Genomic DNA, 16,718 nt, shown 5'->3' with positions numbered 1-16,718 from the left:
CGGGGGCGTAGCGGCCACCGGTCACCACCCCGACGCGGTGTAGGTGACGGCCGTGAGGCCCTCGTCACCCCACGCCAGTTCGCGTAGCAGGCTCAGCGTGCCTTCCTCGGGGTCGATCAGTTCGATCCCGCGCCGGGCGTAGTCCCGCATCAGTTCCGGGGTGACCATCCCGTTGCCGACCCCGGTGGGCGCCCACGGTCCCCAGTGGACGGTCAGCCCTCGCCGTCCGTACACGGTGGCCCAGCGGCGGCCCAGCGCCTCCAGCGCGTCGTTCGCGGCCGCGTAGTCGGACTGGCCTCTATTCCCCCGTGTCGCGGCGATACTGCCGGACAGGACGGCGAATTTCGGCGCTTCGGGCAGTTCCCCCGCCGCCGCGAGCAAGGTGCTCGCCCCTTCGACCTTGGTGGCGAAGACACGATCGAACGACGCTGGGTCCTTCTCGGCGATCAGCTTGTCCTCGATGACGCCCGCCGCGTAGACGATGCCGTCGAGCCGTCCGTGTTCGGCGTGGATCTCCTTGACCGCGCGGTGCACGGCTTCCGCGTCCAGCATGTCGACCGAGCGGTAGCGCACCGGGCTGCCGAGGTCGCCGATCCGCCGCAGCGTCCCGCGAACCTCGCGTTCGTCCTCGATGAGCCGGATGGTCCGTTCGATTTCGGCCGGTTCGGTCAGCCCGTCGCCGATCAGGGCCGCACGCAGTTCTTCCGTCGTCGTGGCCGTGGCGATCACCGGTTCCTCGCCGTCGATGGGCACGGCGGTGCGGCCGAACAGTTCGACGCGGCAGCGCGACGCCGAGGCCAGCGTGATGGCCAGCCGGGCGGTGATGCCCTTGGCCCCGCCGACGAGGAGGACGACCGAATCCCGGTCCAGCCCCAGCGCCTCGGCCTCGGCCGTCCCGTCACCCGCCGGACCGGCGCCCGTGCCGCCGAGCAGGCCGAGGCCTTCCTCGGTCATCCGCAGACCGCGCCGCGCGCCGTCGCGGCGGACGACGACCGGCTCCCAGTCCCGGGCGGACAACTCCGCGAGCAGGCTCTCCACCAGTTCGTCCACAGTGGACTTGGGATGCTGCTCGACCACCCGGGCGACCGTGTCCGGATACTCCCTGGCCACCGTCCGGAAGAAGCCGCGGGCACCGTCGGCGGGTCCGTTCGCGATGAGCCAGCGCGGCCCGCCCGCCAGAACCGCTTGATACAGCGCGAAGTCGTCGGGGAAGGACGGTGACAGATGGAACACGCCGTCCGCGCCGTGCCGCGGTACGCCCTGGACCAGTTCGGTTTCGGCGCCGTACCCGGCGAGCCGGGCGGTGAGCATCTCGGCGACCTGGCCTTCACCGACGACGGCGAAGCGCAGCCCGGCCAGCTCCTCGTCGACGGGGACGGCGTCGGCGAGGTCGAACTCCCGCATCAGGTAGCGCTTCGGCGCCACCGCGACCGCGTCCGGCTCCTCGGCGGGCAGTGCCGGTTCGGTGCCGCCGCCGGAGATCAGGTCCGCCGGCGCCGCCGCGGTCCTTGCTTTGGCGAGCACCTCGGGATCGGTACCGAGGTAGCCGAGCAGGACGTCCCGTTGCGCGGCGATCATCTCGCGGCCGGTGCGGAGGAACTCCGAGATCAGCGCCTCGCCGCCGTCGGTGCCGGGCCGGGAAGTCACGATCGCCTCCGTGGAGATTCGTTGTGCGGGGTGCAGGGGATCTCGCCGTCGGCGGTGCGGACGAGGTGCCCGTCGACGGTCCAGCCCGCCTTCGAACACGGCCGTCCGATGTGGACGGCGATCGAGCACGGCGCCGACGAGCCGGGCGCCAAGAATCGACCTACCCACGGGAAGCCTCCGGCACACGGAAGAGTGACTTGGTTACCGGGCGTACTTAAACGCAGGCGAGGCTTCCCGTCAATACTCGACGGTAGGGTTTCCGGTCACAGGAACCGGATGGCGGAACGCCGACCCGCGAAACGCGAAGACCTTCGCGGAAATTTAGCGTTCCGAATACATCGCAGACCGCTGAGCGGCTTGTTTTTCCCGCAGTGGCAAGGAAGAACGGTCAACGACCGGGCGACCCAACAGCCGATACGCCATCCGGCCTGTTACCCGGAGTCCACCATTCCGCTTTCATCGGACCACTGGAAATAGTGGTCCGCACCTATTTCCGGAAATCGACGGTGATTCCCCCTATCGTCGGTAGCACGCCGATGACGGATTCGGTATCACGCGCGTTCACGAAGAAACATGAAAGGACTCAGCGGGTGTTCGCATTCCGGACCGCGATGCTCAGCAGTTCCGCGGCCGGACCGGCGAGCCGCCGTCCGGCCGGCCACACCGCGCGCAGTTCCCGGCCGAAGTCGACGCCGTCCACCGCGACCGGGACGAGCCTGCGGTCGGCGACGTCCCGGGTGATGGCGAGTTCGCTGATCACCGCCGGTCCGGCGCCCGCGATCACGGCGTTGCGGACGGCGGAGGCGGAACCCAGTTCCAGCAACGGTTTCGCCGGTCCGACCCCGGCCTTGCGCAATGCCGCGTCCACGGTCTCCCTGGTCCCGGACCCCGGTTCGCGGACCACGAGCGGCGTGATCGCCAGTTCGGCCGCCTTGAGCGGACGGCGTTTGCGCGCCCACGGATGGCTCGCGGGTACGACGAGGACCAGCCGGTCGGTGGCCACCCGCCGGGACGCAAGGCCGGGCAGCGAACCGGGCGACTCGACGAACCCGAGATCGACCTTGCCTTCCCTGGCCATTTCGGCGGCCTGGTCCGAGTTGGTGACCTCCAGCCCGAGGTACAGCCCGGGGTCGCCGCGTTTGAGTTCGCCGATCCAGCCGGGCACCAGGTACTCGGCCAGTGTCATGCTCGCGGCGACCCGCAGATGCGCCTCGTGCTGGGTGCGCAGTGCTTCGGCGCCGTCGAGCAGGCCGTCGAGTTCGGACAGCACGCGGTGCGCCCAGCCCGCGATCACCCGGCCGTCGGGGGTGAGCGCGGAACCACGCCGCGTGCGGTCGACCAGCACCAGCCCCAGCCTTCGCTCGACTGTGGACAGTCGTTTGCTGGCCGACGGCTGTGCGATCCCGAGGCTGGCCGCGGCCTGTCCGATACTGCCGAGCTCGTCCACGAGCACCAACAGGCGCAGGGAGTCCAGATCGGGTGTGGTCATAGCTCAAGTGTATGACCTACCCCTGGTATTCCCGGCTACCGAGGTCGGCCCGTCCGGGCGAGGCTCGAACCATGAGCACCACGCACGCGAGACCGACGAAGCCCTACCTGACCGCGTTCGCGATCACCGGCGCCGGAGTGGCCGCCGCGTACCTGGTCGGCACCGCTTTCCCGGTCATCAGCGCGCTCACCATCGCCGTCGTGCTCGGCATCGTCACCGGATCGCTGCCTTCGCTGTCCGACGGGACCCGGAAAGCCATCGCCTGGATCACCAAGAAGCTGCTCCGCGCCGGTGTCGTGCTGCTCGGTCTGCAACTCTCGCTCCCGGCCGTCCTGGCGCTGGGCCCCGGGACCCTGGTCGCCGTCGTGCTCACCGTCGGGATCACGTTTCTCGGCACGATCGGTCTCGGCAGGCTCCTCGGCGTGCCCCGCGGCCTGGGGATCCTGGTCGCGACCGGGTTCTCGATCTGCGGCGCGTCCGCCATCGCCGCCATGGAAGGCGTCGTGAAACGCGAGGACTCCGACGTCGCGACCGCGGTCGCCCTGGTCACCTTCTACGGCGGGCTCGCCATCGCCGCGGTCCCGCTGATCGGTGGCTGGCTGCGGCTCGACGCGGCCCGGATCGGCGAGTGGGCGGGCCTCAGCGTGCACGAGGTCGCGCAGGTCGTCGCCGCGGCCACTCCCGCCGGGAGCGCCGCCATCGCGGTCGCCATCGTGATCAAGCTCAGCCGGGTGGTCCTGCTGGCCCCGATGGTCGCCGCGGTCGGCGTGCACGAGCGGCACCGGCCCGTCGACGGCAAGCGGCCGCCGCTGGTCCCGCTGTTCGTTCTCGGCTTCCTGGCCATGGCCGCCCTGCGCAGCACCGGGATCATGCCGGGTGTCGTGCTCGACGTCGCCAAGGTCGCCTGCACCCTGCTGCTGGCCGGGGCGCTGTTCGGGCTGGGCTGCGCGGTGCGGATCGGCAAACTCGTCCGCACCGGGGGCCGCGCCCTGCTGCTCGGCCTGCTCTCGACCCTGCTGGTCGGGACCACCGCGCTGGTCACACTGACCGTGCTCGGCTGAGGACGGCGGCCGCGAGCAGCGCGACCACGCCTCCGGTGACCATCACGGCCGGGACGGAGACCGCGTCGACGACCAGCCCGCCGAGCAGCGCGCCCGCCGAAAGGGTCGCTTGGAACGACGAGGTGAACAGCACCGACGCCGCTTCGGGCGTGTGCGGCGCCGCCCTCCCGAACCACGTTCCCGAGCAGACCGGGACGGCACCGTAGGCGAAACCCCAGAGCACCAGCAGCGCGAGTGCGCCCGCTTTCGTGTCGCCGATGAACGGCAACGCGCAGGTCACGACGCCTATCGAGCCCGCCGCGGCGAGGAAGGTCAGCCGGAGATCGCGGGCGATCGCCGCGCCGGCCACGAAATTGCCGGCGATCCCGGCGGTGCCGTAGACGAAGAGGAAGACGGTGAGCAGCTCCGGGCTCACGTGCGTCACCTGTCGCAGGAGCGGCGTGACGTAGGTGTAGGTCCCGAAGTGGGCGAGCACGGTCAGCACCGTGACGAGCAGGCCGAGCCGGGTCGCGCGCTCGCGGGTCATCCCCCGCAGGTCGCCGAGCCGGGTCGCGTCCGCCGACGGCAGTGGAGGCAACGCCAGCGCCAGCGCGGCGAGGACGCCGATCGTGAAGACCGCCATCACCGCGAAAGCCGCTCGCCAGCCGAAGAGTTCGCCGAGGAACGTTCCCGCCGGAACGCCGAGAACCGAGCCGAGCGGGACGGCGGAGAAGATCACCGCGGTCGCCCTGCCCGCGCGCCCGGGGCCGATGAGCCGTGCGGCGAGACCGGAACCGATCGCCCAGAAGGCGCCGATCACCAGCCCGACCAGGACTCGCGACAGCAGCATCGCCCAGTAGGCCTGCGCGGTCGCCGCGAGGACGTCGGCCAAAGCCAGGACCACCATCAGCGCGCACAGCAGGATCCGGCGGTCGAGCCGTCCGGCGGCGACGGTGACGGCCGGGGCCGCGAGCGCGGCGAGGAAACCGGGCAGGGTCATGGTCAGGCCCGCCGTCCCCGGGGTGATCCGGAAGTCCTCGCCGATCGGGGTCAGGAGGCCGATCGGCAGGATCTCCGTGGTGACGAGGGAAAAGATCCCGAGCGTCACCGCGAGGACGGCGAGCCATCCCTTCAGCGGGGTCCGCGCGGAGGTGTCGAGGGTCGAAGCGGTCATGTGCTTCAGCCCATCACCACGCGGGCACCACGGTCTGGCGGATTCGCGACGTTGATCTAGGTCCGCGACCGCTGGGTCACGACGATGCAGGCGACAACGATCAGCGCGGTCACCGGCGCGGCGGCTGGGAGGTGCTCACCGAGCAGCAGGACCGCCCAGACCAGGGTCAGCAGCGGCTGGGCGAGCTGCAACTGGCTCGCCCGCGCGACACCGATCTCGGCCATTCCCCGGTACCAGGCGAAAAACCCGCCGAACTGCGAAACGAGCGCGACGTACAGCAGGCCGACGATGCCCTCGCCGGTGACGTGCAGCGGTTCGGTCGCAAGCCCGAAGACGGCGAACGCGCCGGTGACCGGCAACGCCATCACCAGCGCCCACGCGATCACGTGCCAGCCCGCCATCTCCCTGGCCAGCCTGCCGCCCTCGGCGTACCCGAACGCGCACAGCACGAGCGCGCCGAACAGGAACAGGTCCGCTGTGGACAGTCCGCCGCCGCTCTGCGCGACGGTGAACACGACGACCGCGCTCGCGCCGACCGCCGCGGCGAGCCAGAACCGGCGGGACGGCCGGTTCCCGGTCAGCTTCGAGGAGATGACGGCGGTGGCCAGCGGCAGCAGCCCGATCACCACCGCGGAATGCGCGGTCGACGACGTCTTCAGCGCGAGCGTGGTGAGGATCGGGAACGCGAGGACACAGCCGAGGGAGACCACGGCCAGGCCCCGCCACTGGTCGCGCCTCGGCAGCGGGACCCGGAAGACACGAAGACAGGTGCCGGCGACCAGCGCGGCCAGGACGCTTCGCAGCCCGGTGGCGGTCCACGGGTCGAAACCCTTGAGCGCCCATACGGTGGCGGGGAACGTGAACGAGAAGGCGAGGACACCCAGCGCCGCCAGCGCGGTCCCGGAGCGGACCGCTACTGCCTGATCCGCGATAGCGCTATCATCCAGTCTCATGTCCGATGGTAGCAGCGTCACCAGCCTGGTCACACAGCTGAGGTCAGACCTGGAGCGCTATCCGATCGATGGAAAGCTCCCGTCCAGCCGGGAGCTGGTCCGGGAGCTGAAGGTGAGCCCGGTGACGGTATCGCGGGCCATCGCCGCGCTGGCCGCCGAAGGACTGGTGATCACCCGCCCCGGCGCCGGCGTCTTCCGGGCCCCGCCGCCCCGCGAACGGGCGGTGACCGGTGACGTGTCCTGGCAGGAGGTGGCGCTGAGTTCCCAGTCCGGCACCCGCGCGATCGACGCGACCGGCGTGCTCACCGCGCTGAGCGACCCGCCGTCGGGCGTCATCGACCTCAACGGCGGCTACACGCATCCCAGCCTCCAGCCGGAACGCGAACTCGCGGCGGCGTCGGCCCGCGCCGGACGCCGCCCCGGCGCGTGGACACGGCCGCCGATCTGCGGCCTGCCCGAACTGCGGGCCTGGTTCGCCCGCGACATCGGCAGCCCGGTGAACGTCGAGAACGTGCTGATCACCTCGGGCGGGCAGAGCGCGCTGACCACGGCGTTGCGCGCGCTCGGTGCCCCCGGCGCGCCGGTACTGGTGGAATCCCCGACGTACCCGGGGATGCTCGCCATCGCGCGGGCGTCGGGGCTGCGGCCGGTCCCGGTGCCGATCGACCGCGACGGCGTCCGGCCCGAACTGCTCGCGGACGCCTTCCGCGACACGGGCGCCCGGTTGTTCGTCTGCCAGCCCGCGTTCCAGAACCCGACCGGCGCGGTGCTGTGCGCCGAACGCCGGGCCGAGGTCCTGCGGATCGCCCGTGACGCGGGCGCTTTCGTCATCGAGGACGATTTCGCCCGCCTGATGGCACATCCCGGCAGCCCGGCTCCCCCGCCGCCGCTCGTGGCCGACGACCCCGACGGCGTCGTGGTGCACATCCGCTCGCTCACGAAACCGGCGTCACCGAGCCTGCGGATCAGCGCGCTGGCCGCGCGCGGCCCGGCGCTGGAACGCCTGCGCGGACTTCACGCCGTCGAAAGCTTCTTCGTGCCGCGTCCGCTGCAGGAGACCGCGCTCGAACTGGTGAGTTCTCCCGCCTGGGGCCGCCACCTGCGGAGCCTCGCGGCCTCGTTGCGGGAACGCCGCGACGTCGCCGTCTCGGCACTGCGGGTGTTCCTGCCCACCTGGGCCGCCGTCCCGGTCCCGACCGGGGGTTATCACCTGTGGCAGCCGCTGCCCGGCTTCGTCGACGAAGTAGCGCTGACCAGCGCCGCATTCCGCGCCGGAGTAGCGGTCACCCCCGGCAGGATGTACTTCGCGGCCGAGGCACCGGGGCCTTATCTGCGCCTGAGCTACGTCAGCGCCGCGACCGGCGCGCAGCTGCGGGACGGCGTCCAGCGCCTTTCCCAGGCGTACCAGGAGATCCCCGGCTGACGTCTCGTACGATCGCGCACGGAGGCGACGAAAAGGCATGACACAGCCGGCAGCGGCGCACGATCCACCTGGCAGGCTCTGGGAGCTGCTCGACGACGGCCGGCGCAAGGCGCTGCGTGCCGAGGCCGAACTGCGCCGGTACCCGGCGGGCACGGTGATCATCCGCGAGGGCGACCGGTCGGACTGGGTGCTGATCCTGATGACCGGGCGGGTCAAGATCACCTCGGTGTCCACCGGCGGTTACGACGCCGTGCTGGCCGTCCGCGATCCGGGCGACATCATCGGCGAGATGGCGTCGATGGACGGCAGCCTGCGCTCGGCCACGGCGATCGCCGTCGAGCCGGTGACCGGCCTGTGGCTGTCCTCGCGCGCGTTCAACGCCGTGCTCCGCGAGCATCCCGGCATCTCGGTGGTCCTGCTCCGGATCATCACCTCCCGCCTGCGCTACGCCAATTCGCGCCGCACCGAATTCGGGGACAGCACCGTCGCCGAACGGATCGCCCTGCGGATCAGCCAGCGCGACCTGGCCGGGCTCGCGTCCGCTTCGCGGGAAGCCGTCGCGCGGACCCTGCGCGCCGACGGGTTGCTCAGCACCGGCCGCCAGCGGCTGGTCGTGCGGAGCGTGGACGATCTCAGGCAGCTGGCACCCGACGACCGCTGAGCCGCCACGGCAGGCCGAAGTGCCGTTCCACGCGCGCTCCGGTCGCCAGGAACAGTTTCCGCACGCGTGGCTCGTCCTCCGGATCGAAGTCCGGCGTGGTCTCGATCAGTGTCGCGAGTTCGCGGACGAGCCCGGCCGCGGACTTCCCCGGCACGAGCAGCACCCGCACCGGCGCGAGGCTCCGCACGGCCGGGGGCGGCGCGACGAGGTCGATCCGCGCACGGACCAGGCCGGTCAGCCTCAGCAGCCGGAGAACGGCGCCCGCCACCGCCCAGGCCACCAATTCCGCCGCGAGGACCGGCGACAGGATCAGCGCCAGCCCGGCAGCCTGCCCGACGGCGATCCCCAGCATCAACCAGTCCTCGAAGCCCAGGCGTTCTTCCTCCGCGGACCTGCCGCGGTGCCGGGTGAACGACACTTCCCGGTAGCGCTCGCTTTCGGTGACGATCGCGAGCGGGCGGATCCGGCGCAGCCAGGGCGCGAACCGGCGCACGATCAGCCATTCCCCGCCTTCGGCATCGGTCACTCGCATCGCGTTCCCCTCATCGGTGTGCAGTTCTCCGACGAAGCAGCGGCCGATGCCGTTCCCCCGGGCCGGCAACCGCCGGTGGGTCCCGCCAACGGCCGGACCCACCGGCGCCACGACGCGAACCGGTGATCGACCGCCCCTCACCCTCTCCGGATCGATCACCGTCATCGGCCCTCCCTTCCGATCTCACGCCGTGTCCGACGGGAACGAGCTTGGCAGTCATCGTCCCGTCGTTCTGCGTCACCTGACACAAAGCGCGAAACCGGGTTGTACGCGTCTTGTACGAGCCGGAAGGACTCTGATGCCCCGTCACCTGAACCGCATCCAGGACGGAGTCACTCCCGTGAAGATCTCCCGCGTCGCACAGGGCCTGTTCGCGGCCCTCGTCGCCACCGCGGCGGTCGGCGCAGCCCCGGCCACCTCTCTCGCCGCGCCGGCCACCGGCGACCAGTTCTCGACCGCCGCGGTCGGGAACACGTTGGTGTACAAACAGAAAACAGAAGGTTACGACTGCTTCAGAATCCCCGCCATCGTCAAGGCGAACAACGGCGAACTGCTCGCGTTCGCCGAAGGCCGCAACGGCGGAGCCAGCTTCTGCAACGACAGCGGCGACATCGATCTCGTCGTGAAACGCTCCGCCGACAACGGCAGGACCTGGAGCGCCCCGAAAATCGTCATCGAAGGTTTCGGTGACACCAAAGGAAACCCGACACCGATCGTGATCCCGTCCACCGGGCGGATCGTGCTGCTCTCGGTGATGGAATGCGTCAAGAACCCCGACTGCAACCGGATTCCGCGCGTCTCGATCAGCGACGACCACGGCAAGACGTGGGCCGCGCCCAAGGTGCTCACCACGCAGCTCGGGTTCAGCACCGCGCCCGGCTGGCTCGCGACCGGGCCGTCGCACGGCATCGTGCTGACCCGCGGCGCGCACGCCGGCCGGATCGTCGCCGGAATGAGTTACACCGTCGACGGCAAGAACAGCGGCGCGCTCATCTACAGCGACGACCAGGGCGTCACCTGGAAGCGCGGCGCCACCGACACCCCGGCGTCGACGGCCGGGCTGAACCCGCAGGAGATCAGCGTCACCGAGCTGCTCGACGGCCGGGTCTACGCCGCGGCGCGCAACCAGGCCAACAACGACAACAAGTGCCTCAGCGGTGGCGCCAAGAACCGCGCCTACGCCATCAGCTCCGACGGCGGAGCGAGCTTCTCGACCAAGTTCACCTTCGAAGAGGACCTGATCACCCCGGTGGTGCAGGCCTCGACCACGCGGATGACCGCCACCGACAAGGCGGGCAAGTACAACCGGATCCTGTTCGCCGCGCCGTCGGTCTGCGACCGCCGCAAGGAACTCGTCGTGCGGTCGTCGTTCGACGAGGGCGCGAACTGGCAGGGAAACTCCGCCGGAACGCTGGTGTGGAGCGGTGACGCCGCGTATTCCGACATGGTGCAGCTGTCCTCGGGTTCGGTCGGCGTGCTGTACGAGGCGGGCCCGGCGGGGAACGCCAACGAGACCATCCGCTTCTCGACCGTCACCGAGACGACCCTCGGTGCCCCGGTGTGCGGCGGCGGATACGGCGTGATCGACTCGGCGCCGCTGGGGACGGCGGGAACGGTTTACCTGTCCTACAACGCTTCCAACGGGCAGAACTGTGTCAGCACGATGAAGAGCGAGTCCGCGGGCACCGCGACCGCGACGTCGGCCTACCTCGAGGTGGCGGGGGCGTCCCGGATCACCGACTCCGGGTCGTTCTCGTGGTTCGCCGGTCCGGTGCGGGCGGCCGCGGCGGGTAAATGCGTGAAGTGGGGCGGTTCCGCGGGCGGGACGTCGTACAACAGCCCGTCGGAACACTGCGGCTGACCCCTGGGTCTCGTGAGTGGTAAGGACGGTTCTAACCGTCCTTACCACTCACGAGGTCACCTGCGGCGTGTCACCCACCAGAGCCGCGCTCCCAGCACCGCCGCGCCCGCGGGCAGCAGGTTGGCCAGGACGACGGCGAACAGGGCCGTCCCGGCGGCTCCCCCGACCCGGCTCAGGAACGCGACGGCGATTCCCCTGGCCAGCAACAGGATCTGCACGACAAGGCCGTCCGGCGGGAAACCGCCGATCGCGAAGGGGACGGTGGTGGCGAGCGTCGCGACACTTCCCCAGGCGGCGACCAGGCCCGCGCCGTAGCGGTCGGTGAGCGCACCGGAGATCGGCAGCGCGATCGCCGAGCCGACCCCGAGCCCCATCAGCAGCAGCCCCGTCTCGACGACCCCGCTCCCGCCCAGCACCTGGAAGTACAGTGGCAGCAGGAAAAGCGCGCCGAACAACGCCGGTGCGGCGAAGAAGGACAGAGCGACCGCCGCGGTGTAGACGCGGCTCCGGAACAAGGTCAGGTCCAGTACCGGGTTCGCCCGGCCCCACGAACGCCGGACGAACAGCGCCAGCAGCACGAACCCCGCCACGAGCGGCAGCAGCACTCCGGCGCCGAATTCTTCGCCGCCTTCGCCCCAGGTGGTGAGGCCGTACAGCAGCGCCGGGATTCCCGCGCTCACCAGGACGAAGCCGAGCCAGTCGGGCCGGGTCGCCGCGCCCTTCTCGCCGCGAGGCACCAGCTTCAGCCCGAGCGTCAACGCGATCACACCGACCGGGATGTTGATCAGAAACAGCCACTCCCACGAGAGACCGCGCAACAGGACACCGCCGAGGACCGGGCCGAACGTCGGGCCGACGCTCATCACGATGCCCAGCGTCCCCATGACACGGCCGAGCCGGGCGGGCCCGACCGCTTGGCCGAGCACCGTTTGCCCGGCGGGCAGGAGCAGTCCGGCGGCGAGGCCCTGCAGCACCCGCAGCCCGATCAACCAGCCGATGTTCCCGGCAAGCGCGCACAGCACCGAAGCGACGGTGAACGCCGCCAGCGAAGCCAGCCAGACCCGGCCCGCGCCGAAGCGGCGGCTGAGCCAGCCGCACAACGGCAGCGCGACCGCCAGCGCGACCAGGTACGCGGTGAAAACCCATTGCACGGAGGCGATTCCGGCGCCGAGTTCACGGGTGAGTGTCTCCGCCCCACCGCGAGGACCGTGGTGTCCAGCATGGTCATGAACGCGCCGAGCACGATCACCCAGGCCATCCGCCAGGCCTCGGCCGGAACCTTGTCCGGCGGCGGAACCGCTTTCGCCCGCCGTTCCAGCGAAACAGCCATCGGAGTGTTCTCCTCACGTGCCCCAGGGATCTTGACCTGGCCCACGCTAAGACCTCGACTTAGCTCAAGGTCAAACGAAGAACGCTTCGATCACTTCGGCGGACGCTGCCGAGGGGAGAGCTTGGTGAGCGCCAACTTCTCCAGCCGGCTCGAGATCTCCGCGATGCCGGCGTCGAACCGGTCCAGGTCCACGCCCTTGGCGGCCAGCTCTTCGCGAACGTGCTTCTCGACCTTCGCCCAGTCGTTGCGGTATTCGGTGGCGAGTTCCTTCCACGGCACACCGGCCAGCCCGGCGGTGAGGCCGCTGTCGTAGGCGAGCACGCCGCGCTCCATCAGGTACGCGATGCCCGGGTACCCGAGATAGCCCTGCCAGTAGGACCCGTTGTCGTTGGCCGTGATCGACCCCGCCGCCGGATCATGGCGGACGTCGTACGTCTTCGCCTTGTCCGACGACGCGACCCGCGCGGTGTCGCCGTCGATCTCGACCCGCCCGTCGGCGACCGCGCCGAGTGCCTCGTAGATCTTGATGACCGGGGACGGCTTCCAGTCCGCGGCCACTCAGCCCTCCAGCCGTTCGAGCAGGACGACCTCCACCGTGTCACCCTCCTCCTTGCCGATCGCCTTGCGCACATCGGCCTTCACCGGGAGCTTGTGGGTGCCGTCGCCCAGCGCCATGAACGAGCTCCGGAACGGATGCCCGTCGATGGTGCCGCGGACCTTCACCAGCCCCTTGGTGCCGAAGAACTCGGCGGAGCCGGGCATGACCACGTACGTCCAGCCGCCCTTCTCCGGGCTCTTGACCAGCGTCGCAGTGAACCGTTTGTCCATGGGGGCACCATACGGCAGGGCACCGACGAAACGGTCTTTCACAGTGCGACACGGATGCGCACCCGGCGGCCGACGTCACGGGCCCAGGCCCGGATCGACGGCCAGTCACGGAAGTCGCCCGCCCACGGGCCCGCGGCCATGATCTTCCAGAACAGGCCGCTCGCGGTGGCCGGGGTGAGCCTGCCGCCGAAGGTGGCCGTCCGCTCGGCGTCGATCCTCGCGGCCAGCACGGCGACCCCCGCCGGCAGGCTCACCCGTTTGCCCGCGGCGCGCGGCCCGCACGGCCCGCTGTGGAACAGCCAGACCGGCCGGTTCCGGAGCGCCTCTTCGTGCTCGGTGAGCAGGCGCACCGCCTCCGGGCGCCAGCGCCGGTGGTACAGGGCGCTCCCGACGATCACCGCGCCGTACGGCTCGACGTCCTCGACTTCGGCCGCGTCCAGCAGCTCGGCCGTCAGACCGCTTTCGCGCAGTTCGGCGGCGATCACCTCGGCGATCTCCCTTGTCCCGCCGGACTTGCCGGCGTGGGCGACGAGCACTGCGGTCATGCCGCCATTGTCCGCGCGGCCGCCTGCCGTGCCACCGTCCAGCCCATCGACACGCCGCATTCGGCTCACCTCTTCACCCGTCGGAGCGCTACCCGGGAGGCAGGAACGCCGGTCTCGCCGCCGGATCGGGTTCGTCGTAGTAGCGATGGAACACGGCGGTCTGCCCGCCGGACAGCGGCGGGACTATCCAGCTCCACTCGGCCTGGCAACGGCGTCCCGCGCGCTCCTCCCTGGCGATATGCGTGAGGAACCGCCGCGATTCGGTGTGATGGTCGGCGACGGTCACGCCCGCCGCGTCGAAGGAGTGCTGGACGGCCAGCGTCAGCTCGACGAGCGCGCGGTCGCGCCACAGGGTGCGTTCCGACTTCGTCGACAGGCCCATCAGGTCCGCGATCACCGGCAGCAGGTCGTAGCGGTCGGTGTCGGCCAGGTTGCGCGCGCCGATCTCGGTGGCGAGATACCAGCCGTTGAAGGGTGCCGCCGGGTAGGTGATCCCGCCGATGACCAGCCGCATGTCGCTGATCGCCGGTACCGCGTGCCAGCGCAGCCCGAGCCCGGCGAACCAGCGGTGGTCGGGATGCGACAGCGGGACCTCCAGCACGGCGTCCTGCGGCAGCCGGAACAGCCGCCGCTCCCCCGGCCCGGACTCGATGAGCAGCGGAAGGACGTCGAACGACCCCTTGCGCTCGGGCGGGCACCAGCCGTGCTCCTGGACGGTCTCGGTGAAGCCGGCGTAGCGCGGATCGCCCAGCACCGAGCCGTCGCTCAGCCGGTAGCCGGCGTACCGGACGAGCTGGTCGTTGTGGATCTTCGGACCGGGCTCCTCGGGACCGTCCGGCGCGAACACGGTGATGGTCGGGCGGATCCGGCCGCCCCGGGTCGCCTCCCGCAAGTGGGTGACGCATTCCTCGGCGACTGCGGCGGCTCCGACGACGTCGCGCCGATCCCGCACCCTCAGCCCCTGCCAGTACAGCCTGCCGATGCACCGGGCGGAATTCCGCCAGGCCACCCGCGCGCCGAACTCGACCTCGGCCGTCGTGTGGCGGTACGTGCCGGTCGCGGCGATCTCGGCGCGGACCACGTCGAGCCGCTCGCGGAGCCGCGTGGGCCCACCGTCCGTTTCGGCGTGGAAGAGCTGGAGGAAGTCCTCCGCCTCGGCCACGTCCACGCTCCGTTCCCGCGGCGCCATCTCCGGAGGCAAGCGAGGGATATCCGTCGACCGCATGGAGGCCGTCGCCACCTCGGCTTCCCGCTCTCCGAATTCGACGCCGGCACCTGCGGCGGGAACGATCACCATTCCTCCTGCACTCGGAAATGCCCGGAGGGATCATGCCTGATCGGCAAGATGGCCAGGTCCGGACCAGACGAAAGACGATACCCCACGGAAAGACGACCACGATCCTCCAAATGGCAGAAGCTTCGCCCGCCATGACATTTCAGCAGGTGGAAAGCTTGCGGACGACAATATTTGGAATTGCGTACGACTTCGCTGGATATTCACCGAATTGCACCGCGTGAAACGATCACCTCCAACCAAGATCACTTTACGATCATCGTAATCACTCTTTCGAGCGTATTCGACAGCGGACTCTTCTGCACTTTCCCCGTGCCGGTGTATTGGCCCGCGCCCACCGTCGCTAGAGTGCGGGGAGCTCAGACGGAAGGAAAATCGTGGTCGACAGGCGGATTCCGGTCATCCTGGTCGCGGGCTTCCTCGGCTCCGGCAAGACCACCCTGCTCAACCACCTGCTGGCCAACCGGCAGGGCGCGCGGATCGGGGTCGTGGTCAACGACTTCGGCAGTATCGCGGTCGACGCGATGGCCGTCTCCGGCCAGGTCGACACCATGATGTCTTTCGGCAACGGCTGCCTGTGCTGCGCCGTCGACGCCAGCGGGCTCGACGCCATGCTCGCGAAGCTCTCCGAGGCCGAGGCCGGGATCGACGTCATCGTGATCGAAGCCAGCGGACTCGCCGAACCGCGTGACCTCATCCGCCTGATGATCGCCAGCGAGAACCCCGTCATCGCCTACGGTGGCCTGGTCGAGCTCGTCGACGCCGCCGAGTTCGAGTCGACCAGGAAGCGGCACCCGGAGCTGGACGAGCACCTCGGGTTCGCCGACCTGGTCGTGCTCAACAAGACCGACCGGGCCGACGAGGACACCTTGGCCAAACTGCGCGGCACGATCGACGAGATCGCGCCCGGCACGCCGGTGATCGCGACCTCCCACGGCCGGATCGACCCCACCCTGTTCTTCGACGCCCGGCCGCGCGAACGGGCGGGCCAGCTGTCGTTCGACGACCTCCGCGAGGAGGAGCACGACCACGAGCACCACTTCCACACCGCGTACGACAGCGTCGCCTTCACCACCGAACGGCCGCTGGACCCGCGACGGCTGATGGATTTCCTCGAACAGCGCCCCGGCGGGCTCTACCGGATCAAGGGTTTCCTCGACTTCGGCCCGAACGGCCCGCGGTCCCGGTTCGGCCTGCACACCGTCGGCTCCTTCATCCAGCTGGACCGGTCGGCTTGGCCCGCCGGCCGGCCGCGCCGGAGCGAACTGGTGCTGATCGGCTCGGGGATCGACACCGAAGCCGTCACCGCGCGCCTCGATGCCTGCGTCGCGGACGATCCCGAGGCCGTCGACGATCGGGGCATGCTGCGCGTGCTGCGGTTCATTCAGGACTGACACGCCGGGCCGATCTCGTCCCGGTGCTGAATCCCGCCTCCAAGCACGCGAGTTCCGCTTCCAGGCACGCGTGTCCTTTACCTGGACACAGGGATCGCGATTCCCCGGCCGGCCGAGTGAGTCCGGACCGACGTACTTTGACACGCCGGAAGGCCGAAATACCGGGAATCGCGGCGCGTCTCGTCGACACTGACCTGCGGAAGGAATCTCGAGCTGGACCACCTGTATCGGGAGGACAGTTCCATGACGAACACCGCCGGACGCTGGTACCTGGTCGGCGCGCTGCCGGAGGACTCCCCCGCCGCGCATCTGATGACCCGCTCCGAAGACCTCCGCTATCGGCGTTCCGCCTGCGGGGACAAGGAATCCCGGCTGTGGACACCGGTGGATCTCACCACCACCGACGTCGCCCCGTGCCCCCGCTGCGCCGCGACCCTCCCCGGCCACCGTTCCACCCGCAAGGCCGAGCCCGCCGCGAACACGCAACTCGCTTTCGACCTGCCGCTCTGACTCCCCCGCGTTTAGTCCTCTGAATGCGGTTATTGCG

The 16,718-nt window shown here is 70.2% G+C and carries 16 protein-coding genes; 6 read left to right on the top strand and 10 right to left on the bottom strand.

All coding sequences use genetic code 11. The features are described 5' to 3' along the window. Positions 1 to 21: 21 nt before the first annotated feature. A complete protein-coding gene (locus tag AC069H_RS13105; protein WP_478232393.1) occupies positions 22 to 1,647 on the bottom strand; it encodes an SDR family oxidoreductase in 1,626 nt (541 codons plus the stop codon). 583 nt (positions 1,648 to 2,230) lie between these two features. Further along, positions 2,231 to 3,136 (bottom strand): LysR family transcriptional regulator, encoded by a 906-nt coding sequence (locus AC069H_RS13100; RefSeq protein WP_478232392.1) that lies wholly within the window; start codon positions 3,134 to 3,136, stop codon positions 2,231 to 2,233. 71 nt (positions 3,137 to 3,207) lie between these two features. Here AC069H_RS13100 and AC069H_RS13095 point away from each other — a divergent pair, with 71 nt between their 5' ends. Beyond that, positions 3,208 to 4,197 (top strand): YeiH family protein, encoded by a 990-nt coding sequence (locus AC069H_RS13095; protein ID WP_478232391.1) that lies wholly within the window; start codon positions 3,208 to 3,210, stop codon positions 4,195 to 4,197. Here the strand turns inward: AC069H_RS13095 and AC069H_RS13090 are convergent. Together AC069H_RS13090 and AC069H_RS13085 are read right to left on the bottom strand one after the other, a co-directional pair. Next, positions 4,175 to 5,350, bottom strand: a complete 1,176-nt coding sequence (locus tag AC069H_RS13090; RefSeq protein WP_478232390.1) for an MFS transporter — start codon at positions 5,348 to 5,350, stop codon at positions 4,175 to 4,177. The genes AC069H_RS13095 and AC069H_RS13090 overlap by 23 nt on opposite strands. Before the next feature lie 56 nt (positions 5,351 to 5,406). After that, positions 5,407 to 6,303 carry a DMT family transporter gene (locus AC069H_RS13085; RefSeq protein WP_478232389.1) on the bottom strand — a complete coding sequence of 299 codons (897 nt, stop codon included), beginning with the start codon at positions 6,301 to 6,303 and terminating at the stop codon, positions 5,407 to 5,409. Between AC069H_RS13085 and AC069H_RS13080 the strand changes: the two genes are divergently transcribed. Both AC069H_RS13080 and AC069H_RS13075 read left to right on the top strand, forming a co-directional pair. Then, positions 6,302 to 7,726, top strand: a complete 1,425-nt coding sequence (locus AC069H_RS13080) for an aminotransferase-like domain-containing protein (RefSeq protein WP_478232388.1) — start codon at positions 6,302 to 6,304, stop codon at positions 7,724 to 7,726. The two genes, AC069H_RS13085 and AC069H_RS13080, sit on opposite strands and share 2 nt — an antisense overlap. A 37-nt stretch (positions 7,727 to 7,763) precedes the next feature. After that, the gene (locus AC069H_RS13075; RefSeq protein ID WP_478232387.1) at positions 7,764 to 8,387 is read left to right on the top strand and encodes a Crp/Fnr family transcriptional regulator; all 624 of its coding nucleotides are present in this window, start codon (positions 7,764 to 7,766) and stop codon (positions 8,385 to 8,387) included. On the opposite strand, the gene AC069H_RS13070 is transcribed toward AC069H_RS13075, so the two are convergent. Then, positions 8,359 to 8,919 carry a hypothetical protein gene (locus tag AC069H_RS13070; protein ID WP_478232386.1) on the bottom strand — a complete coding sequence of 187 codons (561 nt, stop codon included), beginning with the start codon at positions 8,917 to 8,919 and terminating at the stop codon, positions 8,359 to 8,361. The genes AC069H_RS13075 and AC069H_RS13070 overlap by 29 nt on opposite strands. Positions 8,920 to 9,259: 340 nt before the next feature. Between AC069H_RS13070 and AC069H_RS13065 the strand changes: the two genes are divergently transcribed. Then, positions 9,260 to 10,780, top strand: a complete 1,521-nt coding sequence (locus AC069H_RS13065; RefSeq protein WP_478232569.1) for a sialidase family protein — start codon at positions 9,260 to 9,262, stop codon at positions 10,778 to 10,780. A 56-nt stretch (positions 10,781 to 10,836) separates the two neighbouring features. On the opposite strand, the gene AC069H_RS13060 is transcribed toward AC069H_RS13065, so the two are convergent. The 5 genes from AC069H_RS13060 to AC069H_RS13040 form a co-directional block, all read right to left on the bottom strand. Beyond that, positions 10,837 to 11,931: a DHA2 family efflux MFS transporter permease subunit gene (locus AC069H_RS13060; RefSeq protein WP_478232385.1), complete on the bottom strand. Its 1,095-nt coding sequence runs from the start codon at positions 11,929 to 11,931 to the stop codon at positions 10,837 to 10,839. A gap of 269 nt (positions 11,932 to 12,200) precedes the next feature. Further along, on the bottom strand, positions 12,201 to 12,668 hold the full coding sequence (locus AC069H_RS13055) for a hypothetical protein (protein WP_340682958.1): 468 nt from the start codon (positions 12,666 to 12,668) through the stop codon (positions 12,201 to 12,203). Then, positions 12,669 to 12,938, bottom strand: a complete 270-nt coding sequence (locus AC069H_RS13050; protein WP_340682959.1) for a DUF1905 domain-containing protein — start codon at positions 12,936 to 12,938, stop codon at positions 12,669 to 12,671. A 38-nt stretch (positions 12,939 to 12,976) separates the two neighbouring features. Next, positions 12,977 to 13,483: a flavodoxin domain-containing protein gene (locus AC069H_RS13045; protein ID WP_478230650.1), complete on the bottom strand. Its 507-nt coding sequence runs from the start codon at positions 13,481 to 13,483 to the stop codon at positions 12,977 to 12,979. An 88-nt stretch (positions 13,484 to 13,571) separates the two neighbouring features. Beyond that, the gene (locus AC069H_RS13040; protein WP_478232384.1) at positions 13,572 to 14,780 is read right to left on the bottom strand and encodes a nitric oxide synthase oxygenase; all 1,209 of its coding nucleotides are present in this window, start codon (positions 14,778 to 14,780) and stop codon (positions 13,572 to 13,574) included. A gap of 374 nt (positions 14,781 to 15,154) precedes the next feature. Between AC069H_RS13040 and AC069H_RS13035 the strand changes: the two genes are divergently transcribed. Next, positions 15,155 to 16,171 (top strand): CobW family GTP-binding protein, encoded by a 1,017-nt coding sequence (locus AC069H_RS13035; RefSeq protein ID WP_478230643.1) that lies wholly within the window; start codon positions 15,155 to 15,157, stop codon positions 16,169 to 16,171. 243 nt (positions 16,172 to 16,414) lie between these two features. Continuing rightward, positions 16,415 to 16,681, top strand: coding sequence for a hypothetical protein (locus AC069H_RS13030; protein WP_340682962.1), 267 nt, complete (start codon positions 16,415 to 16,417; stop codon positions 16,679 to 16,681). Positions 16,682 to 16,718 lie beyond the last annotated feature (37 nt).

It is taken from the genome of Amycolatopsis sp. NPDC043887 (assembly GCF_056435665.1).
The sequence above is the reverse complement of the archived record's forward strand: the minus strand, read 5'-3'. Positions and strand labels throughout refer to the sequence as shown.